The following is a 25,056-nucleotide window of genomic DNA, read 5'->3' on the forward strand; positions in this document are numbered from 1 at the left end:
ATTCCCACGTCGGAAAAAAGCCCCCTAAGCGTGCTTCCGCAGATGCTGCGGGGGCTATATTGCGATTTTAACCGACCGCCATACAAGAAAAACGGCTTCGCCGTCCATCACTTCGAGAGTAATGCATGCTTGATCAAAAGTAAAATGGTAATCATCGCTATTGGAGTTATCAAGCGCTTTTGCAATCAAAGTAGGATGAAGAACATCACTATAGATCGAATATATGAAAGAATTAAGACAAACGCAGACCAATAGGAATAAAAAGCATCTTTATCCAGCTTAATTCTTGAACAAGCTTCAAAAATACATTGAAAAGCATCGTATTTGATCGGGATGACTCACACCCCATCTCACTTCCAACTACCTACCAGAGGGAGTATTAACTTCTGATCACGGCAATTATATGGTCTCGTCGGCTTTTGGACGGTAAGCGGCATGTAAGTCTCATCGTTTACAAGTAAACCGGCTCCGCCGTCCTTGTTATATGTCAAAGAAAGCCCCCGGCACATTAAAGTGGCCGAGGGCTTCTATATCGAATGATTATTCCTTTTCCGCAGGCGCCTTATCCGGAAGCTGCTTCACGTAGCTATCCGACAGATTGAGCAATTCCAGCGCATTCTCGTATTTCGGCAAAGTCGCCCCGGTGCTGCCCGCCAAGATATCGAGCGGGTAATTCGTTCCGTCTTCGAATCCGATACCCGGAACGAACACCTCGGAATCCGTCACGATCGAACCCGAAGGGAGGAAATGCCTCATAGGCAAGACGTTGGAGCTTTGGTTAAGCAAATCCTGCCCGAAATGAATTTGGTTGGCGATCGATATGCCGGTTAAATTCGCAACCGTCGGCAGAATATCGATCTGTCCGCCGGTTTTCTTGATTAGAGCCGGGTAGGTAACGCCCGGAGCATGCATGATCAGAGGAATCTTGAACATATCGGTATAACCGTATTCGTGTCCAAGAAGATTTTTCATTTGTTCCTGTTCGTCGCTATCCAACGAATAGACGGGCAATCCTTGATGATCTCCATAGAAAAGAACGATGCTATTATCCCACAATCCGCTTTGTTTCAATCCGTCGATGAACGCTCCCAGAGCATAATCCGCATAGTTCTGCGCTTGGATGTAACGCCCGACCAACGTATCTTTCAGCTCTTCCGGAAGGTCCATCCGAATCTTCGATTCCGGAATGTTGTACGGATGATGCGAGCTCATGCTGATTATTTGCGAATAGAACGGCTTGCCGCGCTTGCTGATTTTCTTCAACTCATCAAGGGTTTTCGCGTAAAGGACCTCGTCGGAAGCCCCGAAAGCCACGTGGTCATCGTCTCCGTAGAAGCTCTTGTCGTAATACTTTTCCCAACCTATCGCGCTGTAGAGCTCCTTGCGATTCCAGAATTGGACCTCGTTCGTATGGAACGTTGCAGTCGTATATCCGTTCGCGGCCATTAATTTCGGTAAGCTCGGCAATGCTTTTTTCACGTTGTCCTGCGTCGCCGGTTGATGCTTCGGCACGTAAAGCGAAGTATTTACAACGTACTCGGCATCGGAAGTCGTTCCTTGCCCGACCATCGTGTAGAAATTATCGTAATGGAAATTTTCCTTGGCCAGCTTATTCATATTCGGCGTAACTTCCTTGCCGCCGACCTTCAGCCCGATCAGGAAGTTCTGGAACGATTCCATCTGAAGGATAATGACGTTCTTGCCTTTGTTCGCTCCGAAGTACTGAGGATTCGGAAGCGGCTTGATGCCTTTCAGCGTATCGATTACGGGCTGGGTGATATCCTCCATCTCCACCATCTCCGCGTCCTCCGTGCTGTCGGCGAATATGGTGAACACTTCGTAGTTCAGTATGCCCATTTCTTCCGCTTGCTTGTTCTCGTTCATGCTTGCCCGGTTCGGCCAGATGCTGAAGTAGCACAAGGTAACCGATATGATGAACATCACGGACAACGCGGTCCTGCTGATCGGCTTCAAGTTCAGTTGAATTCCCTTGTACTTCTTCCTTAAACTTAGAGGGATGACGATCAATACGATAATATCCACGAAAATGAGCAAATAATAAGGATCCATTAGCGAATACGTGCTGTTACCGACCGCCGCCACTTTATCGGCTTGACTGATCGCATGGTAAGTCACGATGATGCCGTAATATTTGTAGTACATCAATACCGTGAAATAGAGGAGCGTGAACAATAAATTCGCGATGGTATAGTAAAGCAACTTCCTCTTCGTTGCGAACCATTCTATTAAACAGAATACGAGCCAGAAGAACGGAATCTCCGTCAGCATCGTCATCCATGAAGGCCCATCTTCGAACACCACGAACCAAGCCAAGCAACATTTGAACAACAGGAGCAACGTAAACAGGAGAAAACGCCTATTCCCCATTTTAATCAATAAACCCACCCAGTCTCACCCTTTCCGATAACCCTACTACTCTCTATAATTTACTATTAAACCTCCAAAGAGTTTCTTAATTTTTTCATAAATATACTATAGTCTGCAAAAATTACCCGATTACTTCAACAGCGGAAGCTCGGGACGGCATAATTAGTTATATACTCATAATTATTATAAGTCAATATCAATTTGCGATTTCCCATGTTATAATGGCGATGAATTCCTAGTTTCTCCGATGAGGTGACCGAATGAACGCCGAGATAATGGATACGATTTCCGAATCTTTCGTAACGGTCGTGCCGTTGCTTAAGAAGAAGCTGTTTCGGACATTTCCAATAGACAACATGCCTTACCAATTATCTCGCTCCAATCTGGAGGTCCTGTTCGCGTTATACGAGTCCCGGACGTCTACCGTTTCCGAGCTTAGCAATCTCATGCACATCTCACGTCCGAATATGACTCCTCTCGTGGACAAGCTAGTTCAGCACGAGCTTGTAGACAGAAGGACCAGCAACGAGGACCGGAGGGTTATTCAGATCCGAATCACGGACGCGGGAGATAGACTATGCAAGGAGATGCACGAGCGCCTCATGAATCAAATCAAATCCAAGCTCGACTCCTTGGAGCACGACGATTTAATCGAATTGCAGAAGTGCATGGTTTCCTTGAAATCCATCGCCTTGAAAATAAACGCTTGATTATGTAAATAGAGGTTGCCCGCGTGTCGTAAACTCGGGCAACCTCTATTTCGATTGTAGCGAATCTCCGCGGCGATAACGCCGCCTCTTCAATCCCGTTTCGACAGCCGCTCCTGAGCGAGTCTTATCATTTCGCGGACCATCGTCCCGCCGATCTTGCCTCCGACCTGACCGGCTTCCTCTGTCGTTAGATTGCCGTTGTTTCCCGGGCTGAGAGGAACGCCCAACTCTTCCGCCACCTCGTACTTCACGTCGTCCGGTCTTGCAGGGTTAACCGCGTACCCTTCCCGGCTCATGACCTCCGCCTTGAAATTCGTTAAGCCCCGTTCCGCCCCCGGCACGAGAATTTTCCTTCTTCTTGCCATCCGATCATCCCCCGCTTCCGATCGATTCAGATTCGTTCGAACCTATCGTACCCGGATGACCCTTATTTATTCAGGAATATCGTTCCTTATCCACCGTTCGTAAAGCTCGTCGAGCTGACGCCGGACGTTTTCCCGTTCCTGCCATTTTCGCTCCATCTCCGAGTTGCCCCCGTTGTTCCCCAATTCGATAAGCTCTATATCGTACCGGCCCAATACCCGTTCCGTTTCGGCTATCTTTCGCTCCAACGATATCATGTCGGGTTCCGCGTTTTCCTCGGAGGTGCGCGGCGGTTTCCGCCTTTCGGAAGAAGCTCGCGGAGTAATCGCCTTCGCGTGCGATGTACCTTCCTCTTTCGTAGCCGCCACTCGTTTACTCTTAGCTTTATAAGCGTCGAAGTCTCCAAGGTAAACCTGAATACGCCCTTCGTCGAGCTCCCAGATCTTCTGCGACAGCCGGTTGATGAAGTACCGATCGTGGGTTACCGCAAGAATCGTTCCGGGAAAATCCTCGAGCGCTTCTTCCAACGCTTCCCGTGATGCGATGTCCATATGGTTCGTCGGTTCGTCGAGAACAAGCAGGTTCGGTTTGCGCAGCACCAACAACGCCAGCCTGAGCCGGGTCCACTCTCCTCCTGACAGCAAACTCACCGGCTTGAATACGTCCGCTCCGTAGAACAGGTACGCGGCCAAGCGAGACCTAGCTTCCCCCTCTTCCATATTCGCCTCTTCGCGAAAATACGCCAACACGCTCTTCTTGGGTTCCTCCGGGTATTTCTGCTGCGCCAAGTATCCGACGTCTACTCGCGAGCCCAGCGCAAGCTCTCCCGAGTCAGCGTCGTCCTCTCCGAGGATGAGCTTGAGCAGCGTCGTCTTGCCGGAGCCGTTGCGCCCGACGAGCATAACCTTCTCGCCGTATTCCAGCACCCCCGCCGCTTGGTTCAATATGACGGACTTCCCGAATCTCTTGCTTACTCCGGAAAATTCGATCACCCGTTTGCCCGAACGATCCGACGGCTTCAACTCGTACTCTGCTTCTCTTCGGTCGACGGCCGGTCTTTTCAGCTTCTCCATACGGTCGAGCGCCTTCTGCATGGACGCCGCTCTTCTGAAAAACTTCTCGTTGCTGCCGATCCTTCCCCATTCGAGCAATTGCTTGATCGTCTCTTTCATCTTCTTAATCCGTTTTTGTTGTTCCTGATAATGGGCGAATTCCTGAAGCAGCCGAACTTCCTTCTCCGCGACGTATTTCGAGTAATTTGCATGGTAGATCGAGGATTCTCCATCCTCGATTTCAATGATCTTGGTAACGACCCGGTCAAGAAAATACCGATCGTGAGATACGATCAGGCAGGCGCCCTCGAATTTCAGCAAATATTCCTCCAGCCACTCGACCCCGTCTAAGTCCAAATGGTTCGTAGGTTCGTCGAGCAGCAGGATGTCCGGCTTGCGGATAAGCTGGGACGCCAACCCGACCTTGGTCTTCTCTCCCCCAGAAAGCGAGAAATAAGCTCTTCCGTACCATTCCCGATCGATCCCTAGACCGGTAGCCACTTGGTCGATACGGGCGTCTATCTCGTAACCGCCTCCGTTTTCGAAGCGTTCCTGCAGCTCCGAATATCGTTTAATCAGCGTTTCGAGACTTTGCTGTTCCGGCTCCGACATCAGTCGCTCGATCTCCGTCATTTCCGTCCTGCAGGCGAACAACTCGCTGTAGCCTAACGCTAACGCGTCGTACACGGTTCGCTCGGGTCCTTCGGTCGGAATTTGCTCCAGATAGCCGATTCGCGCGTCCTTGCGGACGGTCAACAGCCCCTCGTCCGGTACGTCGAGCTTGGAAACCATTCGCAGCAAAGTCGACTTGCCGCTTCCGTTGCGGCCGACGAGTCCCGCTTTCTCTCCGTGATGAAGCTCGAAGGTTACGTTTTCCAGAACCAACTGCGCGCCGTTATATTTTTTTACGTTTTGGCAATTTATCGTTAACATGGGTGATTCCTCCTGTAATTAGAAGGCCCCTCTCCCTTTCCGAAAATACAAAAAGGACGTAGGGAAAATTCCCTACGTCCGTTCGGATCGATCCGCCGCGGTCAAGGTAGGAGCCTTTTCTCGAGTTGTGACATCGTATGGTTGCGTTTGGACAGACTTCTCCCGTCTACGCGCACGCCATGAACGATGCCAGCCATCGCGATGGGCAGCCGGCTAACTTGGTTGTTCACGAACTCTCGATTCATCCTACCTTCACCTCCTTTGCTTCAATGTCTATAACGATACCACAGGCCGGGATGGGCTGGCAACCGGGCAATGGCCCGGGTTTGCAACTTATTCCGCTAAAGCTAATATCCGCGCTTATTTCCCCACAACCATGCATGAAGCTGGGGGAGCACGCGCACGTTCGTCAGCTCTTCCGAAGCCATGACCGTTTCCACCAGCCAAACATACTTCCGCATGAGTCGGTGTAACAGCGTCGTCGTATCGGACTCCTTGACGTCATCGTTGCCTGCTTGCAGGAAGAACGCGACATTCCCGTAACGCCGATGGACCGAGATCGCGTAGCGTAAATCCGCCTCGTCGAATACGACGACCTTCAGGCTGAAGTCGCGTTCGCCGGCCGTCAGCTTACTTACGATTGCATCAAGCGCCACCCAATCGGTAGTCATCGTCGAGCTCGGCGGCTTAGGCGACAGGGTCAGCTCATCCACGAGCAAGAACCAGTCCTGCCATTTGCTACCCTGGGTTTCCAGCGCGACGCGGATGCCGTCGTCGTGCAACCGCTCGATCAATTGCTCCAATCGGGGCAACAGCGCCGGATTGCCGCCGGATATCGTGACGTGCGAATAGGCGTTACCCCCGACCGCGCGGAGTTCGTCCACGATTTCCTCCGCGGTGAGCATGCGTGTTTCCTTCTTGCCGGATCCATCCCAAGTAAAAGCGGAATCGCACCAGACGCAGCTATAGTCGCAACCGGCCGTCCGGATGAACATCGTTTTCTGGCCGATGACCATTCCTTCGCCTTGCACGGTCGGACCGAAGATTTCGATGACGGGAAACCGACTGACCACCGTCATATAACGGCTCCCGCGGCCGGGCGGTACACGACGTAGCTAGACGGCGTCTCTCTTAGAAACACTTGCGAGCATATCGGCTTATTCGCCATACCGTCTAAGTGGCTCTGCACGAGCTCGCATAACGTCCTGGCGACGTTTTCCGTCGTCGGATACCGTTCCGGTTGCTTATCTCCGGTAAAGTCCGCGTGTCCGTTCAGCAAAGAATGGTCGAATCGGTCGTGGATCAGCTTCTTGACCAGCGAGAAATTCACGAGGAAACCGCACTCGTCCAGCTCGTTGCCCACGATCGTCAAGTTCGCGAAATACGTATGGCCGTGGAGCTCGGAGCAATTTCCCGCGCGTTCATCCGGGATATAATGCGCAGCGGCGAAATGCATATCCTTGTTCAGCTCATACCGATAAGGATGGGGAACGGACGGATAGATTTGCTGAATCATAAGCGGCGCCCCTCCTTGCTGGCCGCTTCGAACTCGCGGAGACCGCGCGAACGAAGCAAACATGCCGGGCATTCCCCGCAGCCATCGGCCATGATTCCTTCGTAACACGTCAGCGTGTTGTCGCGAACGTATTCATAGGCTCCAAGATCGTCCGCCAGTTGCCAAGTTTGCGCTTTAGTTAGCCACATCAACGGAGTATCGATGACGAACTCATAGTCCATCGATAAGTTCAGCGTTACGTTCAGCGACTTGACGAAGATGTCGCGGCAGTCCGGATATCCGCTGAAATCGGTCTGGCAGACGCCGGTCACGATATTCCGTGCTCCGACTTGCTTCGCCAATACGCCCGCGAAGGACATGAACAACAAATTACGGCCATCGACGAAAGTCGAAGGCAGCTCTCCTTCGTTGTGCTCGATCGCCCTGTCGTGTCTCGTTAACGCATTCGGCGTTAATTGCCCCAGCAGCGACATATCGAGCACGTGATGTCTAACTTTTAATTCAGCGGCGATTCGCGCCGCGCACTCCAACTCCAGCTTGTGTCGCTGACCGTAATCGAACGTGACGGCTTCCACTTCTTCGAACCTCTGCAATGCCCAGAACAGGCAAGTCGTACTATCCTGTCCGCCGCTGAATACCACGACGGCTTTTCCTGATTTCGTTTGATTAATGATAATGCCTCCCGGGCAATAGAAAAAAGCGATATCGTCCTTCAAGTCACAAGGAGATACCGCTTCTTCCTTAGTTTTTTATAGAGGGTGTGTCTAGAACCTCTCCCGAGTCGCATACAGCCATAAGCCTCCGCGCTCCCGGATTTTGTATTCTATTGCTTACATTGTAACAACTCGCGCCCTTCCAATGCAAGGTTCGGTACCTTTTCCGTCCCGATTTAATCCTCCGACTCCACGTAACGCTTGAGTGCTTCCAGCTTGTTCTCCCAATAACGCTCGTAAAAGGCTAGCCAGCGTTTTAATTCCAGCAAGGGATCGGCGTCCAACCGATACCGCGTCTCCCTGCCGACTTTCCTTTCCTTGACGAGTCCGGCATCCGCTAATATGCGCAGATGCTTGGAGACGGCCGTGCGCGTCATCGGGAAGTGCCCGCTGATCGCGTTCACCGGCATCTCTTGATCGACCAGCAAGCGAAGCAGGCCGCGTCTGGTAGGATCCGCTATCGCTTGAAACACGTCGTGCTTGGGCAAGGAAGCCGCTTGATTACGCTTCGACATAAGTGCCCAGCTTCCGCACTAAGCCTACCCAACCGCCGTTCATCCGCTCGCGGACCAAGTCATGCGGCTCTCCGAATTCGGTCTGCATATCCGCATTCCATCCGCTATGAATCAAGGTAAACTCGGTTTGATCGCCTTTCTCCTCCAATTCGAAGGTAAGCGTCCAGTCTTTGCCCCACGTAAAAGAGAGCCGGTTGGGCGGATCGACTACGGTTACCTTGCAAGGCGATTTACCGTAAGGGCCGGCGTCGAGGTGAAATTCATTCCCGACTTCCGGAATGAAACCGATCGGCGGCATAAACCATGCGGCTATGCCTTCGGTCGTGGAAACGGCTGCCCATACCTTCTGCACCGGAGCATTAAATAGAGATGTCTGACGAATATCGGGTAAAGTATGGATTTGTGCTTGATCTGACATGCGAGAACTTCCTCCCTGATAGGAAACTTTTTGGTTTCCAATTCATTATAGGAAACCAAATAGTTTCATGTCAACGCCAATTTTTCTAATAAGGGAAACTGCGGATAGTTTGTCCAATCACCTCTCCTTGAATTTTCATAAAATAAACAAAACCATGAAGCGAGGTGAAAACCATGACCAAATCCGTTTTTTATAACGCAACCGTAGTCACTCCAATAACAGGCGGCGTACTCATACCGATTCCTCAGACCCCCACCGGACTCGGTGTTGCTACGGTTATCGTGGACGTTCCCAATATCGTGCCTAGATTCGTCGAAATCATTGCCACAGTCGGAATACAAGGCATCGCGGGCACCGGCAGTTACTTGTTCCGTATTTTCCGCGGCACGACGGAGATTTATTATTCGCGTGTAGGAATAGAAAGCGCAGTAGAAGAATTCGCACTCAACTCCATTCAGCATATAGATGCCAATGCGACTCCTGGATCTCACGCTTACACTTTATCCGTGGAGAAGATCACCGCTGCGCTATCCGCATCCGTCATCGGCCCTATCGAGATTAGGGCTAGCGTTTACGCTTAATTCGGACTAGCCTCTTCCGAACGAGAAAAAGCCAACCGAGAAGGAATAATTCCTTCTGCGGCTGGCTTTTCTATTGAACGAGCATTCGAATAGTCTGATCTTCACTTACCTAGGACGATCGATCTCGAAGATGTCGCCCAGCTTTGCATAAGCTTTACCCGCTAGTCGGCTGACCGGCTTCAAAGCTTGAACGTCGATGTGCAGCTTATCGTCGGACACCGCCTCATCCACGTGAAAGCATACGATTCGTCCGATAAGCAGATCGCATGCCGGGGAGCCTTCTACGCCACCGAGCGGAATGGAACGTTCCAGCACGCATTCCATTCGGATCTTCGCTTCCGCGATGCCTGGAATCGCGATCTTCTCGCTTGCGATCGGAGTAAGCCCGGCGAGGGCGACCTCGCTTTCCTCGGGCGGCAGATTAGCGGCCGTAGCGTTAATCTGTCCGATATAAGATTCGTCGGAAATATGGACGACGAAGGCTCCGTTCTGGATGGCGTTCCTCGCGGTGTCCTTCGGGGCACCGTTTCTCCTTTGCACGGAAACGGACACCATCGGCGGATTAGCCGCAACGATATTAAAGTAGCTGTAGGGCGCCGCGTTCAGAACGCCGTCGCTAGACAAAGTCGTAACGAAAGCGATTGGACGCGGCACGATGCTCCCGATTAGCAGCTTATAATTGTCCTGCTCGCTCTGACTATCCGGATCGATCATTCTCATAATTGCTCCTCGAATCGAGCCTTGAACCAAGCCGCGGCCGCCTCTACCTCGGAGCCGGTCAGACGATGGCCGAACCGTTCCCAATGCAGGGTTACCGATGCGCCTGCGTCTGTTAGTAGTCCGCTAAGCTCCTCCGTTTCCTGCGGAACGCAGATCGGATCGTTCTCTCCCGCGCCGATGAAGATCGGCACTCCCGTTAAGTCGGGCAAAGCCACGTTCCGGATCGGAACCATCGGGTGATGGAGTATCGCGCCTTTAAACGAACCCTCGTAGTGGAAAAGCAAGCTTCCGGCGATATTGGCTCCGTTCGAGTAACCGATAGCCACCAGGTTATGGCGGTCGAAGCCGTATTGAACGGCCACCTGATCCAGGAAGTCGCGAAGCTCGCGAGTCCGGAAGACGAGATCCTCCAAGTCGAATACTCCCTCGGCCAGCCTGCGGAAATAACGCGGCATGCCGTTCTCCAATACATTGCCTCGTATGCTGATTACCGAAGATTCCGGCGACACGGCATCGGCTAGCGGGAGCAAGTCGTTCTCGGTTCCGCCGGTCCCGTGCAAGAGAACGAGCACGGGAGCCTTTACGTCAGACCCTTGCTTGAAAATATGTTTCATCCTCGATCAGCCTCCAGCACTCTGACTTGAATAGGCGGCAACAGCCCTTCGATCTGCTCGCGGTGCTCTTCGAACCATTCCGGCAGCATCAGGCGTTCTCCGATCGAATCCGCCGGTTCATCGCGCGCGAAGCCCGGAGGATCAGTCGCGATTTCGAAAAGTATTCCGCCCTCTTCCCGAAAATATATCGCATTGAAATATTGGCGGTCAATGATCGGAGTAGGATGCAACTGGTTCTCCTCTACTAGGCTTCTCCATCTCGCATGGTCTTCGTCGTCTTTGGCGCGCCAAGCGATATGATGAACCGTACCCGCCCCGCCGATTCCGGGCTCCATAGCCTCCACGTTCACGTCGATCACGTTGCCTAGATCTCCGCTAGCCTTGAACCGTGCGAACTCACCATCATTGGCGATCGGTTCAAGACCCATTACCCGTTCAAGCACTTCGGCCGTCTTAGCGGGAGCCGAGCTGAACAATACGGCACCTCCGAAACCTTTGATCGCTTTATCCGCGGGTACTCCTCCGAAGGACCAGCGACTAAGAGATCCTTCCTCGCGCTCTACGATTTCCAGACGCAGGCCGTCAGGGTCGGAGGCTTGAAGAAAGGTTTCGCCGAATCTCGTCGCTACGGTCGCGGATACGTTCAGCTTCTCCAGTCTCTCTTGCCAGAAATCCATGGTGCCGACCGGGATGACGTAAGTGGTTATTCCCACTTGTCCGGCGCCGATGCGTCCTTGCCGGGAGGTCGGCCACGGGAAGAATGTAATGATCGTGCCGGGGCTTCCCCCTTCATTACCGAAATACAAGTGGTACACTTCCGGCGCGTCGAAATTGATCGTCTTTTTCACAAGTCTTAATCCCAATACGCCTGAATAAAAGTCGACCGTTGCCTGCGCGTCCCTTACGAAAGCCGTAACATGGTGAATACCCGTCGTTTGTTGTCTCATTTCTATCCATCTCCCTTGAATGCTGTTTTTATGTTAAATGAAATTAAAGAATCTTTAAGTTAAGATATCCATGCCGGAAAGAAGAAATTCTCTCGCAACCAGCTTACACTGTTACCGGGCTATTTAAAGCCCTTCTCGGCGTATTTGCCAAGCTTCTTCAAGAGTTGGCTTGCGATCTTCTTCTCTTCCTCGCTTAGCCCGCCCACGGCTTCTCGAATGATGTCCGCGTGCTTAGGGAACACTTCTTCGATCAGCCGATTGCCCTCGTCCGTGATTTCCGCATAGATGAGGCGCCGATCCTCTTGCGATGCCTTGCGCTTAACCAAGTTCTTCTGTTCCAGCTTATCCACGACGTACGTGATATTGCCGCTGCTCATCAACACTTTTCCGCCGATTTGCTGCAAGGGCTGCGAGCCTTTATGGTAAAGCATTTCAAGCACTCCGAACTCCGTTCTGTTCAACCCGTAACGGCGAATGTCCCGGTCCGCGTGGGCGTTGATCCATTGACTCGCCCTGTTCAAGGCGATGTAGAGGTCTAAGGAATCTTGGTTATAAGGTTTATCCGTCATCGTCAGCACCTCCTTCGGCGGCCTTTTTATCTTGAATTCGAATGTCTTGATATTAAGATAATATAAATCGAGACAATTGTCAACAGCTAAAAGAGAAGACACCTCGATAGTGAGGTGCCTTCTCTTTGCCGACCCGTCAGAAGCCGGGAAAATCGGATAACTCGGGCAATTCAATGATGAAGAGGATGACTAGCAGTAACAAAAAAACGATGGCGGCAAGCGTTTGTTTGAAGGTATCCCTTATCCGAACGTGCGTCAATACGCCTCCGAGCATCGTAACGCCTAACCATAAGGCACCAACTGCGGCCCAGCTTGGTTCCCAGAAGCCGATGACGAGCGCCGCGACGCCGACCCATTGCACAAGACCGGTAACTACCCGAAACCATTGCGGATATCCGTAGTGATTAAACGAATCGACTTGCATTTTCGTACCCGAGATTTTACTGAAACCAGCCATCACAAAAACTAGACCTAACAGCCCCTGCAAAACGATCGCTACGACATCCATTTCGGGATCTCCTCCATGTAACTGAGCTTGTTTAAGCACAGTATTAAGCCTTAATATGGCGCAGTTAACGATTCGGTTAACTGCGCCTGCTTAAAGCACATATTATAGTCTACCCTTATCGATGTCAATCCCTTATTTTCCAATGAAGGCATTCAGCATCCAAGCGTGTTTTTCCAAGCCCGTTTTGATGCCAAGAAGCAAATCCGCCGTATCCTCGTCATCGCACGAAATCGCGACCTTAATGCCTTCCCCTAGCTCCGAAGCCACTTGCTTGAAATCTCGGGCAACGGATTCCGCCATTTGCTCCGCGCCTTCATCGCCGACGGCTTCTTTGACGCTAGACAAGCGGAGAGTTTCCAAGTGCGTGGCGACCGGATTTCCCCCCACTGCCAGAAGCCTTTCCGCCAATATGTCGATATGCGAGGCTGCTTCCGTGTACAATTCCTCGAATTTCACGTGTAACGTGAAAAATTGAGGCCCTCTTACATACCAATGGAAGTTGTGCAGCTTCATATGAAGGATGTTCCAATTGGCGATCTGTTGATTGAGCACCGCGCTAATCTTCGCCGTGTTCTCGTTCGTAATTACGTTTGAGTTTGCGGTCATGGGTTGTTCCTCCTTATTAATTTATATTTAATCTAAATATAAATTAATATTAACACGAGGATCAGTTCCCATCATGAACATAACATGAAGGTTCGATGAAGATTGGATGAAGGGGACTTCTTTAGATCGGGAGCGCGGTATCTTGTAACGCCTCGCCGCCCGTTTTATGGTTCGCTCCCTTCTCCGCTTTAAGCAAATACTTCTTCCCCCGCCAACGTTGCAGAACCAGAATTCCTCGGATGAGCTCGTCCGCGATCATGCAGCAATAGATTCCGATCAACCCCCAACCCGCTTGCGTCCCGAACCAATAGGAACACCCTGTGGCAATGATCGACATCGACAGGATGGCTATGACCATCGGGTATCGGGTGTCGCCGACCGCATTGAGCGCGTTATTCATCGCCATATTCAGTTCCTTGGCCGGCTGCAGGATCAGATTCAAGGCTAGCAACGACTGTCCCATCGCCAGTATGGCCGGATCGGTCGTAAACATGCGGAGCATATGACTTCCAAGAAGGAAGAGCAGCAACGCGTTTGCCGTCACGACGGCGAGCCCGATGTAAAGCGCGCGGAAAGCTCCCGAATACGCCTCGTGCGTCTTGGATGCTCCATAGAGGTGAGCGACTTGGATTTGCGTGGCCAAAGCCAACGCGTATCCGAGCATGAAACAGAACGATTCCATCGTGTTCATGTACGTTCTTGCGGCCAATTCTTTGGCTCCGAGCATAGCCAGGAAGGAGTAAATAGCCAACTGCGAGAAAACCCAGCCCGACATGTTGACGCCGAGCGGCCATCCGATACGAATGATTTCATTGAACAGCTTCGGATCGAATATCCGCAGATCGCGGAATTGGATTTTACGTTCGAAAGAATAGGCGAATACGTAAAATAAAACTAGAGCGGCAAGGAACTTGGAAATGTTGCCCGACACCGTTACTCCGAACAGCCCCCATTCCGGGAATCCGAACGCTCCGAATATGAGTACGTAATTCAACGCGATATGCAGGATGTTCATGGCGATTCCCGTGTACATCGGCGCTGTCGTATTGCCTGTATTTCTTATGGCCGTGCTCATCGCGGCTATCATGGCCGTGAGGAACATCCCTCCGCCGATATGCGATACGTATACATCCCACAACGGCAGCAGCTCCTCGGACAAATTGAGCAGCCCGGCTATCGCATGGGATTGGACGATCAAAAGAATGCTAATCCCGATTCCAATGGCCGTGCTAACGGTTAAGCCCATAATGGCGATCGTTCGGGCATCCTCGCCTTTCTTGGCCCCTATCTTCTGGGCGATGAGAATACCCGCTCCGCCCGCGATCGTCATGAAGACGGTTGTTAGCGCGTTAAGCAGCTGTCCGGCCAATCCGACGACGGCGACCGCATCATCCGATATTCGGCTGACCATGATCGTATCGACGGTTCCTAGTAGAGTCTGGAGGAAAACTTCGATGAATATCGGCCACGCCAAAGCCCATAAACCGAATTTATTAATTTCGGATTTCATAATTCCAACTCCCGGTCGTTACAAGATGCGACTTCTATATTTTACATTAATGCTCAGGTTCGACTTCATATCCAAAACAAATTATAGTAGGAATATCGAAAATGATGTGTTAGTTTTCAAACCGAAACTTTCAATTTACAAACTTAATCGAGGAGTGCTGGCATTTGAATTTACTTGAATTCACCGTACCTCCGTTGCTCCATTTCATTGCCTGCGGACACAATGGGTTCAGTGCCGGCGAAAGGCATGTGAGCAGACGCAACATTCGGGTATTCGATCTTCTGGCGGTCACCCGGGGCTGTCTCTACATGGGAGAGGAAGAGCGGCGATACGAGGTGAAGGCAGGCTCCGCTCTCGTCCTTCGTCCCGATTGTTACCACTACTCGACGGAAGCTTGCAGAGAGCCGACCGAATACTACTGGCTCCATTTCCAGACGACCGGACATTGGAAGGTGACGGATACCGTGCCGCCTCGGCGAACGCCGGAGCCCTACGACGCTATCGTCGAATCGCAGCAGTTCGATGCAAGGACGTTCCCCCTGGGCTTGCCTCAATTCACGCAGGTTGCACAGCCGGGCAAGCTGGAGGAAACATTAATGCAGATTAAAGCTCTCGGCCCCGAGGGTCATTTGAGCGCTTCCCGGCTTAAACAGCAGATCCTCTTCCAAGAGACGATCGGGCAATTATCCTCCAGCATCGATTCCGGTCGCTCCACTCCCGCAACGATTTGCGCCGAACAAGCCGCAGCCTATTTACGTAGCCATTATCAGCAGAATATCACAGCCCACGCCCTTGGGGAAAATCTGAATTTCCATCCGGTCTACATCGCGCGATGCATGAACAAGGAGTACGGACTGTCGCCGATGGATTATTTGCTTCGCTATCGGATCGAGCAAAGCAAGCTGCTCCTCATGCAAACCGATTACACGATAGCGCGAATCGCCGAGGAGGTCGGCTTTAACCAAGCCGCCTATTTCAGTTCTTGCTTTCTCAGAACGGAAGGGATCTCGCCCCGGCAATACCGGCAGAGATTCGCATAAAGGTAAATCAGACATTAGCGCCGGATCTCGTTCATACCTTACTACAATGATGATGGAGATTTCTCTTCATCGATCTCGTTGAGAGGAGTATGGTGTTATGTCAAACGACCCTCGGATTCCCTTTTGGAACGGCGTCGTTCCGCAGCCCATCCGCAAAGACGGCGCGGGAGCGACGGACGAAGGTCCCCGCGACGTCATGCGGGATCTCGAGAACCCCGATTTGTTGGTTTCCCCGACGACCGATGCCGGATCCATGCCGAATATGAGATTTTCCTTCTCGGACACCCATATGCAATTAAATCACGGGGGCTGGTCGCGGGAGATCACGGAAAGGGAACTGCCTATCGCCACGACGTTAGCCGGGGTGAACATGAAGCTGACTCCCGGAGGAGTCCGCGAGATGCATTGGCATCAGCAAGCGGAGTGGGCATTCGTGATCTTGGGTCGGGCTCGCGTTACCGCGGTCGATCAGAACGGCAAAAACTTTATCGGGGATATCGGCGTGGGAGATCTTTGGTTTTTCCCGCCGGGAATTCCGCATTCCATTCAAGGCCTCGAGGAAGGTTGCGAATTCCTGCTCGTATTCGACGATGGCGCATTCTCCGATCTCAACACCCTCACTCTCTCCGACTGGTTCGCGCATACGCCGAAGGAAGTGCTTTCGGCCAATTTCGGAGTCCCAGAGAGCGCCTTTGCGAGAATTCCGAATCATCAGCGCTACATCTATCAGGATAGCGTTCCCGGTCCGATCGAGAGCCAGAAGGTCGAAGACCCGATGGGAACGGTTCCCCTGAGCTTGACCCATCGTTTGCTGGCTCAGGAACCGATCGTCACGCCCGGGGGAACCGTCCGGATCGTCGACTCGTCCAACTTCCCGGCGTCTACCTCGATAGCCGCCGCGCTCGTGGAGATTAAACCCGGCGGGATGAGGGAAATGCACTGGCATCCCAATAACGACGAATGGCAATATTACTTGTCCGGGACGGCGCGCATGACCGTATTCGGGGGCGAAGGCACCGCCCGCACCTTCGATTATCGGGCCGGAGACGTGGGTTACGTACCGTTCGCATTCGGTCACTACGTGCAGAACACGGGGAATACGAGCGTATGGTTTCTGGAGATGTTCAAGAGCAACCGCTTCGCGGACGTGTCGTTAAACCAATGGATGGCGTTAACTCCGTATCCGCTCGTGGCCAACAATCTGCACGTAGGTCCCGAGTTGATGGGAGCCCTTCGCAAGCAGAAGTGGCCGGTCGTCAAGTATCCGCTTCCCGCGCAGTTCCCATCGCCGTTACCTTCGCCTCTATAGTTGCCTAGACTGAATTAGAGCGGCCATGCCGCTTTAAATCGACGAACAAGCCGCTTCGGACCGGATTAGCGCGGCGATACCGCTTTAAATCGACGAACAAGCCGCTTCGGACCGGATTAGCGCGGCGATACCGCTTTAAATCGACGAACAAGCCGCTTTCAGCCGAATTAGCGCGGCCACGACGCATACGCTAACTCCACCGTTGCGAACAGAAGAGACTGCCCGCAAGCTCATCCGAGCTTAACGGGCAGTCTCTTCTTCAGCTTCATCCAAGCTTGTACATTCCAGACGCTCCGAACGCCTTATCGCGCTGCCAAGCTATACTCGAATTGCACGTTGCATTTGGAGCCCAGCGGAATAATCTCCGACAAGTACATGCGAATGAGCTCCTTCTCGATATCCATCAATACGGTCGTCATGTGAATGTTGAAATACAGCGTCCCCGAATTGAAATCGTACCTGCTGAACGCCATTCCTCCGCTATCCAGCATGGTGTTGATGCTGGCGACGATGCCGTATTGGTCCAATTCCCGCTTCATCGCCGTTCGAACGATCGATTCCGGCAGATCGTACTCCCTTGGCACACCGTCCATCTGAACCATCGAATACGCCTTGATTTGAAAACACACATGCGGCGGCAAATAACCGGACACGAACCTTTTCAAGGTATCGACGTCCCTCTCCGGCAACTGTAAATCGTCATTCCACGCATATAAAGTGGCCTGGTTCTTTCCACTTGTATGAACTCTTACGTATCTGAGCTGAGGATGATGCTTCTTGATTAAATATTCCGATAGTAAACGCGTTCCCATCGCTATCGCCCCCTATGTCATGGAATAGGCCTCAATATGATTGCGCTTACATTATATTCCGCTTCATACCAACCTATTCTCGCGAACTGCAATCAAGCGACGATTGACTGAGCGATCAACCCTGCTTGTGCTGAGGAATAAGCAAATTACGAATGAACCGCCAACTCAGCAGCGGAGCGCTGCCCGTCACGAGCAGCAGAATATGGATGGCCAGCGGGGCACGGCTGCAGGACAACGTCGCGATGAACAATACCATTCCGACGATTCGTCCGGCGTTGAGGGCCAGTTCCCTCATCACCACGTATTCAACCCGTTGACGAACGCTATCTTCGTTCGAGCCGATTAAATCGAACACCGCCGATGTCATAGGTATCGCGAACAACGGGAAGAACAACGAAGCACCGATGCCGAATATCAACAATGTCGTATAGGTCACGCCGGTAAAGAAAGGAACGATAACAGCCGTCATGACGATCGTGCCTATCAGCATCCCCTTGCTTCGCCATACCGGCTTCAACCATTTGCCGACCGCGTAGAAGCCGATGAACGCCACCGCGGATACGATCAACGTAAAGCTTCCTAGCCGCCGTTCGCTGCCCGTGCTGATATAGACCAACAAACCGATCATCAAGCCGAATACGCTCTCGCGAACCCCTTGTCCGGCAAGCGCGGCGAAGACGGGCAACCACGGGGTCTTAGGCTTGCGCAAGACGCGCGGGGTCAAGAACCAATCATAGCTGCCGTCGGTGCGGCGATTGCGAACAAGGAAGCTCAAGCCCATCCCCGCTATGAAAATAACGAACGAGATCAGGAAGATTAGGCGATATCCTTTCTCGCCGCCTATCGAAGAGATGAGGACGCCCGAGCACCACGGAACGACCATTCCGACAAGCGAACCGAATACGCCGATCAGACCGTTAAACCGATCCCGGTTATCCGCATTCGTCAATTCGAAATAAATCACGTTAAAAGCGATCCAAAATAAACCGTTCGCTATTCCTTGCACGACCCCCAGCAATTCTATGTAATGAAAAGCGTTCTTGCCAAGCAAGAGCACGATAGCGTAGAACAGCGCGGATACGCCTATTCCGATCCTTAGGCAAATCATCTTGTTCCCTTCCTTGACGCCGTTGCCGGCGATCCAGAAAGTCAATGCCGCGGAAAGATGGGTTAGCAACGTAAACCAACCGATCACGACGAAATCGTTCGTCGCTTTCCAAATATATACCCCGAGAAAGGTAGCCGATAATGCCGTTGCCGTTAAGAACAATACGTTAACCGCCAGCAAGAGCACGGTCTGTCGGTCTAGCTTGCGATTTTCTCCTATGCGAGCCGGTTTGTAATCGTTGCCCATGCGCTTCTCCTTTAGGTACGGCTTTGTTCGAAACACCGTATTAAACTACCCCAAAGGAATCAAGATCAATACAACGGAACCTCCCGCCCGCTATCCCGCCATTTTCCTGCTCTTCCTGCCGGCCAAGAACACGCCTCCCAGAATGATAAACAGACCTAACAGCATGTTCCATTTAATCTCTTCGTCAAGCAGCGTGAATCCCCAAATCAAAGCCGTTCCCGGGACCAAATACGTGACCATGGAGGCAAACTCGGCGCTCCCCTTCTGCACCATGTAATAGAACAAGATATAAGCGAATCCGGATCCGAAAGCCCCCAAACCGATAATCATCGGGAGGTTCGACGCGGATACGAGATCCGCCGCATCGATCGATTCGGTGGCAAAGGCGAAGCTACCGCTACCGACCATACTCGTGAGCAAGGTGCCGAAGCTAATCTGGTACATCGAATATCCCGTTAGAAGCTTCTTGGACAATTGGGAACCGATAGCATAACAGATCGTCGCGCCTATCATGCAGACCAGACCGACAGGATCTACGGAGATGAACGATCCCGGTTTGATCCCGAGCAAGACGAGCAGCCCTATGGTGGCCACTCCTACACCGATCCACTGATTGCGGGTAGACTTATGTCTGAACAAAGCGATTCCGACGACGATCGTCCATACCGGAGTCGCGGCATTCAGGATGGAAGCCAGACTGCTGCTCAAATGCGTTTCGCTGTAAGCGATCAGAGTCCACGGGATGGCGGTATTGATCGAAGCCATTACGATCACCGACAACCACGGAATCGTCCGGAATCCGAACGGCTTCCTGAACGCAAGCATGACGGCGGTAACGACGATCAACCCGCAGCCCGAGCGCAGGAAGGAGATCGTCCACGGTCCGAAGTCGTTCAGCAATATTTTCATAAAATAAAAAGATCCGCCCCAAATAAGGCTGAGCAGTATAAGTGCGATATAGGCGAGACGCGGCAATGGTGATCCTTCTTTCTAAGCGTGGATATGGAATAGTATACCCCCTCCCCGCTTCGGCCGCCATCCAACCCCGCTCCCAACCGCGGCAAACTTTCGAACATCATTTCAATCCCGACCGGATCTTTGGTAAAATAGCATCAAGGAGCTGACGATAATGACCGAAATGAAGAACGAGATTATAGAAAGATTCAAAACCTACGCGCAAGTCGATACGCAATCCAACGAAAGCAGCCAAACCTGTCCGACGACCGAAGGTCAGCTTGCCCTTGGACGGATGCTGGTTGACGAGCTGAAGCAAATCGGAATGCAGGAAGTTACCATGGATGCCAACGGATACGTCATGGCCACCCTTCCATCCAACACGAATAAATCCATCCCCACTATCGGGTTCCTGGCTCATATCGATACGGCTACCGAAATTTCGGGCAAAGACGTTAAACCCCGGGTTGTGGAAGACTACGACGGTCAGGATATCGTTCTTAACCGGGAGCAAGACGTCGTACTGTCTCCACGGGAGTTTCCCGAGCTGGCCGAATACAAGGGACAGACTCTCATCACGACGGACGGAACGACCTTGCTCGGAGCCGACGACAAAGCCGGAATAACGGAGATCATGACCGCCATGGCTTACTTGATCAAGCACCCGGAAATCAAGCACGGACGGGTCAGGGTCGCGTTCACTCCGGACGAAGAAATAGGAAGAGGGCCTCACCGTTTCGACGTGAAAGCCTTTGATGCCAGCTATGCTTATACGATGGATGGGGGACCTCTAGGCGAGCTTCAATACGAGAGCTTCAATGCGGCGGTGGCGCGAGTCACTTGCACGGGCAAAATCGTTCATCCGGGTACCGCCAAGGGAAAAATGATCAACTCCGCCAAGATCGCGATGGAAATCAGCAACCGGCTTCCGGCTGAAGAAGCTCCGGAATACACTGACGGTTACGAAGGCTTCTTCCACCTCATTTCCATTCAAGGGGACGTGGAAGAGACTAAACTGCACTTCATCATCCGGGACTTCGATCGGGAAAGATTCGAGGCGAGGAAAACCGAACTGACGGCTATCGTCGAGGAATTGCAGGAAACTTACGGGGAACAGCGAATCTTGCTCGAGATTAAGGACCAGTACTTCAATATGCGCGAGAAAATCGAGCCGGTGAAGGAAATCGTCGATATTGCCCATCAAGCGATGGTAAGTCTGGGGATCGAGCCGATCATTCGCCCGATTCGCGGGGGTACCGACGGCTCTCAGCTATCCTACATGGGATTGCCGACGCCGAACATCTTTACGGGCGGCGAGAATTACCACGGCCGATACGAATACATATCCGTAGATACCATGATCAAGGCTACGAACGTGATCATCGAGATCATTAAGCTTTTCGAGAGTCGGGCGGCGGAGTAAACCGATAGACGTCGAGGTCGATGCGTCCGCCTAATCCGATCTCGACGTTCTCGTTCTCCAGATACAGGGTTTGCATATACTTCCCCTCTCCCTCTTGAATCGCGATCTCTCCTCTAGCGTTAACGACTCTATGCCAAGGTAGCCCGTGCTTCGCGCTTAGCGAATGCAAGATTCTCACGACCTGCCTGGCCCCTCTCGGGCTTCCCGCGCATTCCGCGATTTGCCCGTACGTCATGACGAAGCCCTCCGGTATGCTCTTGATAATCTCGACGACTCGTTCCGTAAACGGGTTCATTCCTCTGCCCTGCTTTCTAAGATAAATATGCTCCCGTAGCCGAAGCATAGGCCGCGTTTGTTCCTTTGTGCCTGCTATGTCTCCGCCCCGGCGTATCGAACGCGAAGATTGCGGTCGCGCAAATCGTCGCCGTTAAGTAAACCCCCGCGATCGCATAGAAGACCGGCCGGAACCCGGTTTCCGCTTGAAACCAGAGATAGGTCATCGATCCGGCGTTAACGACCCACATCGCCCAGAGGAAGAAGGATCTCCGGGTTCCGGATCTTCCCCTTGCCGCATGGTGATAAGTTTCCCATTCCCGCGCAGGATCCAATCGGCACAATCTCGTTAATTCAGGTTCGACTACCTCTCGCATGTAACGGTTCAGCCAATCTTGCTTTCTGTAGCTGTGCAGAATCATCCACGTGTAGAACACGGAAGGGAACGGAGCGACGGCCAGCGCCAGAGCGCCGCTTCTTTCCGTGAACGAGAATGCGAATATCAGCGTTAGCAGCGCGACCATTTGCGCGGCGAACTTGTCCCTCTGGCGTATTCGCAGCTTTATCTCTTCTCTTATATCCTGCCTTATGCTTTCGTAATGGCTAATTCTCTTGTTGTCGTCGCTCTGCAAGGTCGCTTGAAGCCCATTTTCCGTGCTGGAAAAATCATTCATCGCGTACTCCTCCAATTGACAGACATGTAAGCTCATTCTAGCATATTTATGGGCGATATACCTCGGCTCCCCCTACTTCCACCAGGACAGCGTTGGGAAGGACGTCGCTCCAATGACGACGGTCTCCCCTATTCTCGGAGTGGCTATCGCCGCATTTCGATCCTTCGCGGCTTTAGTCGCGCGTTCGACCGGGTCCGTCCAATCATGCATCGCAAGCGTAAAAGCACCCCAGTGGACGGGAATCATCACGCGGCCGCCGACGTCCTGATTGGCTTGCACCGTTTCCTCGGGCAGCATGTGAATCGCCTGCCAGCGCTCGTCGTATTGCCCGCATTCCATGAGCGTGAGATCGAACGGGCCGTATTTATGGCCGATTTCCTTGAAGTGAGGTCCATAACCGCTATCGCCGCTGTAGAAAATCTTAGCCTTGCGACCTTGAATAATCCACGAGCACCATAACGTCGAGTTCCTATCCCCCATGCTTCTACCCGAGAAATGGCGCGCCGGAGCGGAAGTTAAATGAATCCCTTCGAACTCTACGTCATCCCACCAATCGTGCTCCGTGATGATGCCTGGATTAACTCCCCATCTAATCAAATGGGCCGCGACACCCAGCGGGACGATAAACCTTTTCACCTTCGGCATCAACGCTTTAATGGAACCGTAATCCAAATGATCGTAATGGTCGTGGGAGAGAATAACCGCGTCGATGGAAGGCAATTCGTTGATCTCGTCAGGCAAGCGATCGCTGTAACGACGGCCGCCGAAGATGGGAAAAGGAGACGGGGTACGGCCCAGCATCGGGTCGATGAATAGCGTTTTGCCGTCTAAGCGCATGAGAATCGCAGAATGGCCGAACCAGGTCACGGAATCTATATCCGCGGAAAGCAAGCTGTCGAGTTCTAACGGCACGGCCTGCAGAGGAGAGCTCGGCTTTCCTTTCGGGTTCCCTTTAATCATCTCGATCAGAACATTAACCGTCTGACTAACGCCCATGTTCATGCTCGTCGGAATTTGGTTCAAGAACTTTCCTTGCGAACGATTGGGCGAAGCTTCCATGCGGCGTACACTCGCTTCTGACTGCCTGCCCCCAAGGGCGGGATAATACTTCAGCACCAGATATCCGGTCAACAGGATGGCTGCTAAGATAATAATTGCGATTAACAAGGGCTCTCTTCCTCTTTTCACGGCCATCGTTCGGCAACATTCTTGTACGACTTAACACTATGAAATTTAACGCCAAATTGCAAATGGGAACATGCTCGATGGGGGCTCGGCGGGGCATTGTTCATCGATTTAAAGCGGCGGCGCCGCTCTATTTCCTCCAAAAGTGCCTCGTTCATCGATTTAAAGCGGCGGTGCCGCTCTATTTCCTCCAAAAGTGCCTCGTTCATCGATTTAAAGCGGCGGTGCCGCTCTATTTCCTCCAAAAGTGCCTTGTTCATCGATTTAAAGCGGCGGCGCCGCTCTATTTCCTCCAAAAGTGCCTCGTTCATCGATTTAAAGCGGCGGCGCTGCTCTATTTCCTCCAAAAGTGCCTCGTTCATCGATTTAAAGCGGCGGCGCTGCTCTATTTCCTCCAAAAGTGCCTCATTCACCAAACACGTCAAAAAACGCCCCGTCCCATAAAGAGACGAAGCGTTCTTTAATTTCTCGTTCGCGTTAGTCCGAATCTTTGCCTTTGCCGCCGCCAATATCGGACCCTTCGGATTTTTCCGGGGTCGATTGAGGCTGCAGATTGCCGCCGCCACCGCCGCCATTGCCTTTGTCTTCTTTGACCTTCTCCGGAGCTTCTTCTTTGATCTCGCCTTTTTCTTCCTCTTTAGCCTTGCCTTGATCTTCTTCTTTGGCTTTGCCTTGATCTTCTTCTCTGGCTTTGTCTTGACCTTCTTGATCTTCTTCCTCTATTCCTTGCCCTTGACCGCCACCATTACCCATTCCTCCGCCATTACCCATTCCCCCGCCGTTGCCCGCACCGTTGCCTTGACCGCCACCGTTACCCATTCCTCCGCCGTTGCCCATACCGCCGCCTTGACCGCCACCGTTACCCATTCCTCCGCCTTTGCCCATTCCTCCACCTTGACCGCCGCCTTGACCGCCGCCGCCGATGCCTTTTGCTCGTCCAATACTCTTAGCGCCGCTTCGTCCACCGCCGCTAACGCCTATTTTTTTGTTCGAATAGGCATATACGAGCGACGTGAAGGTTTTTTTGTCCACGTTGCCGGTAGCCTTCATGCCATGCTTCTTCTGAAAATATTTCACGCCTCGAACCGTTGCGGTGTCGTAATAACCGTTAATCGGACCGGAATAGCTTCCCAGCGATTTCAACATCCCTTGAATGACGTATACGTCCGGACCATGCGCGCCTTTACCTACCGCCAAGCTGACTTTCGGCAAGCTTACCATCAACGCGATAGCGAGTACGGCTACGCCGAACCATTTACCAGCCGTTAATAAGAACCGTGAACGATGCGAAGCGCCGCTTTTATTTCCTTTTTCCATATGCTCGAAAATCCTCCTCGTAGTCGTTTTGCTTTTTTCCACCGATCTTACT

Annotated in this window: 29 protein-coding genes and 1 riboswitch; of the genes, 5 read left to right on the forward strand and 24 right to left on the reverse strand. The window is 52.2% G+C overall.

Going from position 1 to position 25,056, the window contains the following annotated elements; genetic code table 11:
- Nucleotides 1-540: 540 nt before the first annotated feature.
- The gene (locus tag DFP95_RS16425) at nucleotides 541-2,406 is read right to left on the reverse strand and encodes a sulfatase-like hydrolase/transferase (protein ID WP_115993734.1); all 1,866 of its coding nucleotides are present in this window, start codon (nucleotides 2,404-2,406) and stop codon (nucleotides 541-543) included.
- Between the two features lie 242 nt (nucleotides 2,407-2,648).
- Between DFP95_RS16425 and DFP95_RS16430 the strand changes: the two genes are divergently transcribed.
- Nucleotides 2,649-3,098 (forward strand): MarR family transcriptional regulator, encoded by a 450-nt coding sequence (locus DFP95_RS16430; RefSeq protein ID WP_115993735.1) that lies wholly within the window; start codon nucleotides 2,649-2,651, stop codon nucleotides 3,096-3,098.
- Between the two features lie 89 nt (nucleotides 3,099-3,187).
- Here the strand turns inward: DFP95_RS16430 and DFP95_RS16435 are convergent, their stop codons facing one another.
- The 8 genes from DFP95_RS16435 to DFP95_RS16465 all read right to left on the reverse strand — a co-directional run bounded on the left by DFP95_RS16435 (nucleotide 3,188) and on the right by DFP95_RS16465 (nucleotide 8,608).
- Nucleotides 3,188-3,463, reverse strand: coding sequence for an alpha/beta-type small acid-soluble spore protein (locus DFP95_RS16435; RefSeq protein ID WP_115993736.1), 276 nt, complete (start codon nucleotides 3,461-3,463; stop codon nucleotides 3,188-3,190).
- Between the two features lie 66 nt (nucleotides 3,464-3,529).
- Nucleotides 3,530-5,446: a ribosomal protection-like ABC-F family protein gene (gene abc-f / locus DFP95_RS16440; protein WP_115993737.1), complete on the reverse strand. Its 1,917-nt coding sequence runs from the start codon at nucleotides 5,444-5,446 to the stop codon at nucleotides 3,530-3,532.
- Nucleotides 5,447-5,547: 101 nt separating this feature from the next.
- A complete protein-coding gene (locus DFP95_RS28940; RefSeq protein WP_181907466.1) occupies nucleotides 5,548-5,691 on the reverse strand; it encodes a hypothetical protein in 144 nt (47 codons plus the stop codon).
- 102 nt (nucleotides 5,692-5,793) lie between these two features.
- Nucleotides 5,794-6,525 (reverse strand): 7-carboxy-7-deazaguanine synthase QueE, encoded by a 732-nt coding sequence (gene queE / locus DFP95_RS16445; protein ID WP_115993738.1) that lies wholly within the window; start codon nucleotides 6,523-6,525, stop codon nucleotides 5,794-5,796.
- Complete coding sequence (locus tag DFP95_RS16450) at nucleotides 6,522-6,962, reverse strand: 6-carboxytetrahydropterin synthase (protein WP_115993739.1); 441 nt, start codon at nucleotides 6,960-6,962, stop codon at nucleotides 6,522-6,524. Before DFP95_RS16450 ends, queE begins: the two co-directional genes overlap by 4 nt.
- A complete protein-coding gene (gene queC / locus DFP95_RS16455) occupies nucleotides 6,959-7,633 on the reverse strand; it encodes a 7-cyano-7-deazaguanine synthase QueC (protein ID WP_115993827.1) in 675 nt (224 codons plus the stop codon). The genes DFP95_RS16450 and queC overlap by 4 nt, the downstream gene beginning before the upstream one ends.
- Before the next feature lie 64 nt (nucleotides 7,634-7,697).
- Nucleotides 7,698-7,742, reverse strand: a riboswitch (PreQ1 riboswitch).
- A gap of 109 nt (nucleotides 7,743-7,851) precedes the next feature.
- Nucleotides 7,852-8,190: an ArsR/SmtB family transcription factor gene (locus DFP95_RS16460; protein ID WP_115993740.1), complete on the reverse strand. Its 339-nt coding sequence runs from the start codon at nucleotides 8,188-8,190 to the stop codon at nucleotides 7,852-7,854.
- Entirely contained in the window at nucleotides 8,177-8,608 is a 432-nt protein-coding gene (locus DFP95_RS16465) for an SRPBCC family protein (RefSeq protein WP_115993741.1), read from the reverse strand. The genes DFP95_RS16460 and DFP95_RS16465 overlap by 14 nt, the downstream gene beginning before the upstream one ends.
- A gap of 173 nt (nucleotides 8,609-8,781) precedes the next feature.
- Between DFP95_RS16465 and DFP95_RS16470 the strand changes: the two genes are divergently transcribed.
- Nucleotides 8,782-9,189 carry an exosporium protein C gene (locus DFP95_RS16470; protein WP_115993742.1) on the forward strand — a complete coding sequence of 136 codons (408 nt, stop codon included), beginning with the start codon at nucleotides 8,782-8,784 and terminating at the stop codon, nucleotides 9,187-9,189.
- Nucleotides 9,190-9,294: 105 nt separating this feature from the next.
- On the opposite strand, the gene DFP95_RS16475 is transcribed toward DFP95_RS16470, so the two are convergent.
- From DFP95_RS16475 to DFP95_RS16505, 7 genes are all read right to left on the reverse strand, one after another.
- Nucleotides 9,295-9,909 (reverse strand): flavin reductase family protein, encoded by a 615-nt coding sequence (locus DFP95_RS16475; RefSeq protein WP_115993743.1) that lies wholly within the window; start codon nucleotides 9,907-9,909, stop codon nucleotides 9,295-9,297.
- Entirely contained in the window at nucleotides 9,906-10,523 is a 618-nt protein-coding gene (locus DFP95_RS16480) for an alpha/beta hydrolase (RefSeq protein ID WP_115993744.1), read from the reverse strand. The genes DFP95_RS16475 and DFP95_RS16480 overlap by 4 nt, the downstream gene beginning before the upstream one ends.
- Complete coding sequence (locus DFP95_RS16485; RefSeq protein WP_115993745.1) at nucleotides 10,520-11,470, reverse strand: ring-cleaving dioxygenase; 951 nt, start codon at nucleotides 11,468-11,470, stop codon at nucleotides 10,520-10,522. The genes DFP95_RS16480 and DFP95_RS16485 overlap by 4 nt, the downstream gene beginning before the upstream one ends.
- Nucleotides 11,471-11,589: 119 nt before the next feature.
- Nucleotides 11,590-12,039: a MarR family winged helix-turn-helix transcriptional regulator gene (locus tag DFP95_RS16490; RefSeq protein WP_115993746.1), complete on the reverse strand. Its 450-nt coding sequence runs from the start codon at nucleotides 12,037-12,039 to the stop codon at nucleotides 11,590-11,592.
- 136 nt (nucleotides 12,040-12,175) lie between these two features.
- The gene (locus DFP95_RS16495; protein WP_115993747.1) at nucleotides 12,176-12,547 is read right to left on the reverse strand and encodes a DoxX family protein; all 372 of its coding nucleotides are present in this window, start codon (nucleotides 12,545-12,547) and stop codon (nucleotides 12,176-12,178) included.
- Nucleotides 12,548-12,679: 132 nt separating this feature from the next.
- Nucleotides 12,680-13,153, reverse strand: a complete 474-nt coding sequence (locus tag DFP95_RS16500) for a Dps family protein (protein WP_115993748.1) — start codon at nucleotides 13,151-13,153, stop codon at nucleotides 12,680-12,682.
- 121 nt (nucleotides 13,154-13,274) lie between these two features.
- Nucleotides 13,275-14,663, reverse strand: coding sequence for an MATE family efflux transporter (locus DFP95_RS16505; RefSeq protein ID WP_115993749.1), 1,389 nt, complete (start codon nucleotides 14,661-14,663; stop codon nucleotides 13,275-13,277).
- A 164-nt stretch (nucleotides 14,664-14,827) separates the two neighbouring features.
- Here DFP95_RS16505 and DFP95_RS16510 point away from each other — a divergent pair, with 164 nt between their 5' ends.
- Both DFP95_RS16510 and DFP95_RS16515 read left to right on the forward strand, forming a co-directional pair.
- Nucleotides 14,828-15,703, forward strand: a complete 876-nt coding sequence (locus DFP95_RS16510; RefSeq protein WP_115993750.1) for an AraC family transcriptional regulator — start codon at nucleotides 14,828-14,830, stop codon at nucleotides 15,701-15,703.
- A gap of 97 nt (nucleotides 15,704-15,800) precedes the next feature.
- Nucleotides 15,801-17,012, forward strand: a complete 1,212-nt coding sequence (locus DFP95_RS16515) for an oxalate decarboxylase family bicupin (protein WP_115993751.1) — start codon at nucleotides 15,801-15,803, stop codon at nucleotides 17,010-17,012.
- Between the two features lie 302 nt (nucleotides 17,013-17,314).
- Here the strand turns inward: DFP95_RS16515 and DFP95_RS16525 are convergent, their stop codons facing one another.
- The 3 genes from DFP95_RS16525 to DFP95_RS16535 all read right to left on the reverse strand — a co-directional run bounded on the left by DFP95_RS16525 (nucleotide 17,315) and on the right by DFP95_RS16535 (nucleotide 20,153).
- A complete protein-coding gene (locus DFP95_RS16525; protein ID WP_115993753.1) occupies nucleotides 17,315-17,824 on the reverse strand; it encodes a hypothetical protein in 510 nt (169 codons plus the stop codon).
- Nucleotides 17,825-17,939: 115 nt separating this feature from the next.
- A complete protein-coding gene (locus DFP95_RS16530; RefSeq protein WP_115993754.1) occupies nucleotides 17,940-19,178 on the reverse strand; it encodes an MFS transporter in 1,239 nt (412 codons plus the stop codon).
- A 90-nt stretch (nucleotides 19,179-19,268) separates the two neighbouring features.
- Complete coding sequence (locus DFP95_RS16535; protein ID WP_115993755.1) at nucleotides 19,269-20,153, reverse strand: DMT family transporter; 885 nt, start codon at nucleotides 20,151-20,153, stop codon at nucleotides 19,269-19,271.
- A gap of 163 nt (nucleotides 20,154-20,316) precedes the next feature.
- On the opposite strand from DFP95_RS16535, the gene pepT reads away from it, so the two are divergent.
- Nucleotides 20,317-21,555, forward strand: a complete 1,239-nt coding sequence (pepT, locus tag DFP95_RS16540; protein WP_115993828.1) for a peptidase T — start codon at nucleotides 20,317-20,319, stop codon at nucleotides 21,553-21,555.
- On the opposite strand, the gene DFP95_RS16545 is transcribed toward pepT, so the two are convergent.
- From DFP95_RS16545 to DFP95_RS16565, 5 genes are all read right to left on the reverse strand, one after another.
- Nucleotides 21,524-21,850: an MGMT family protein gene (locus tag DFP95_RS16545; protein ID WP_115993756.1), complete on the reverse strand. Its 327-nt coding sequence runs from the start codon at nucleotides 21,848-21,850 to the stop codon at nucleotides 21,524-21,526. The genes pepT and DFP95_RS16545 overlap by 32 nt on opposite strands.
- Nucleotides 21,851-21,866: 16 nt before the next feature.
- Complete coding sequence (locus DFP95_RS16550) at nucleotides 21,867-22,502, reverse strand: hypothetical protein (protein ID WP_115993757.1); 636 nt, start codon at nucleotides 22,500-22,502, stop codon at nucleotides 21,867-21,869.
- A 72-nt stretch (nucleotides 22,503-22,574) separates the two neighbouring features.
- Nucleotides 22,575-23,669, reverse strand: a complete 1,095-nt coding sequence (locus tag DFP95_RS16555; RefSeq protein WP_245987702.1) for an MBL fold metallo-hydrolase — start codon at nucleotides 23,667-23,669, stop codon at nucleotides 22,575-22,577.
- A gap of 17 nt (nucleotides 23,670-23,686) precedes the next feature.
- Complete coding sequence (locus tag DFP95_RS16560) at nucleotides 23,687-24,196, reverse strand: hypothetical protein (protein WP_115993759.1); 510 nt, start codon at nucleotides 24,194-24,196, stop codon at nucleotides 23,687-23,689.
- The gene (locus DFP95_RS16565; protein ID WP_220376399.1) at nucleotides 24,165-25,004 is read right to left on the reverse strand and encodes a peptidoglycan-binding domain-containing protein; all 840 of its coding nucleotides are present in this window, start codon (nucleotides 25,002-25,004) and stop codon (nucleotides 24,165-24,167) included. The genes DFP95_RS16560 and DFP95_RS16565 overlap by 32 nt, the downstream gene beginning before the upstream one ends.
- Nucleotides 25,005-25,056: the final 52 nt, after the last annotated feature.

Source organism: Cohnella lupini (assembly GCF_003386205.1).
Lineage (GTDB): Bacteria > Bacillota > Bacilli > Paenibacillales > Paenibacillaceae > Cohnella > Cohnella lupini.

Bases quoted from the DNA above. Each gene is read 5' to 3' on its own strand.
- DFP95_RS16515 (WP_115993751.1), top strand. From the start codon at position 15,801: ATGTCAAACGACCCTCGGATTCCCTTTTGGAACGGCGTCGTTCCGCAG.
- DFP95_RS16545 (WP_115993756.1), bottom strand. From the start codon at position 21,850: ATGAACCCGTTTACGGAACGAGTCGTCGAGATTATCAAGAGCATACCG.
- queE (WP_115993738.1), bottom strand. From the start codon at position 6,525: ATGACGGTGGTCAGTCGGTTTCCCGTCATCGAAATCTTCGGTCCGACC.
- DFP95_RS16430 (WP_115993735.1), top strand. From the start codon at position 2,649: ATGAACGCCGAGATAATGGATACGATTTCCGAATCTTTCGTAACGGTC.
- pepT (WP_115993828.1), top strand. From the start codon at position 20,317: ATGAAGAACGAGATTATAGAAAGATTCAAAACCTACGCGCAAGTCGAT.
- DFP95_RS16485 (WP_115993745.1), bottom strand. From the start codon at position 11,470: ATGAGACAACAAACGACGGGTATTCACCATGTTACGGCTTTCGTAAGG.
- DFP95_RS16460 (WP_115993740.1), bottom strand. From the start codon at position 8,190: ATGTCGAAGCGTAATCAAGCGGCTTCCTTGCCCAAGCACGACGTGTTT.
- DFP95_RS16550 (WP_115993757.1), bottom strand. From the start codon at position 22,502: ATGAATGATTTTTCCAGCACGGAAAATGGGCTTCAAGCGACCTTGCAG.
- DFP95_RS16450 (WP_115993739.1), bottom strand. From the start codon at position 6,962: ATGATTCAGCAAATCTATCCGTCCGTTCCCCATCCTTATCGGTATGAG.
- DFP95_RS16465 (WP_115993741.1), bottom strand. From the start codon at position 8,608: ATGTCAGATCAAGCACAAATCCATACTTTACCCGATATTCGTCAGACA.
- DFP95_RS16470 (WP_115993742.1), top strand. From the start codon at position 8,782: ATGACCAAATCCGTTTTTTATAACGCAACCGTAGTCACTCCAATAACA.
- abc-f (WP_115993737.1), bottom strand. From the start codon at position 5,446: ATGTTAACGATAAATTGCCAAAACGTAAAAAAATATAACGGCGCGCAG.
- DFP95_RS16480 (WP_115993744.1), bottom strand. From the start codon at position 10,523: ATGAAACATATTTTCAAGCAAGGGTCTGACGTAAAGGCTCCCGTGCTC.
- DFP95_RS16565 (WP_220376399.1), bottom strand. From the start codon at position 25,004: ATGGAAAAAGGAAATAAAAGCGGCGCTTCGCATCGTTCACGGTTCTTA.
- DFP95_RS16490 (WP_115993746.1), bottom strand. From the start codon at position 12,039: ATGACGGATAAACCTTATAACCAAGATTCCTTAGACCTCTACATCGCC.
- DFP95_RS16475 (WP_115993743.1), bottom strand. From the start codon at position 9,909: ATGAGAATGATCGATCCGGATAGTCAGAGCGAGCAGGACAATTATAAG.
- DFP95_RS16500 (WP_115993748.1), bottom strand. From the start codon at position 13,153: ATGACCGCAAACTCAAACGTAATTACGAACGAGAACACGGCGAAGATT.
- DFP95_RS16505 (WP_115993749.1), bottom strand. From the start codon at position 14,663: ATGAAATCCGAAATTAATAAATTCGGTTTATGGGCTTTGGCGTGGCCG.
- DFP95_RS16435 (WP_115993736.1), bottom strand. From the start codon at position 3,463: ATGGCAAGAAGAAGGAAAATTCTCGTGCCGGGGGCGGAACGGGGCTTA.
- DFP95_RS16530 (WP_115993754.1), bottom strand. From the start codon at position 19,178: ATGGGCAACGATTACAAACCGGCTCGCATAGGAGAAAATCGCAAGCTA.
- DFP95_RS28940 (WP_181907466.1), bottom strand. From the start codon at position 5,691: ATGAATCGAGAGTTCGTGAACAACCAAGTTAGCCGGCTGCCCATCGCG.
- DFP95_RS16525 (WP_115993753.1), bottom strand. From the start codon at position 17,824: ATGGGAACGCGTTTACTATCGGAATATTTAATCAAGAAGCATCATCCT.
- DFP95_RS16495 (WP_115993747.1), bottom strand. From the start codon at position 12,547: ATGGATGTCGTAGCGATCGTTTTGCAGGGGCTGTTAGGTCTAGTTTTT.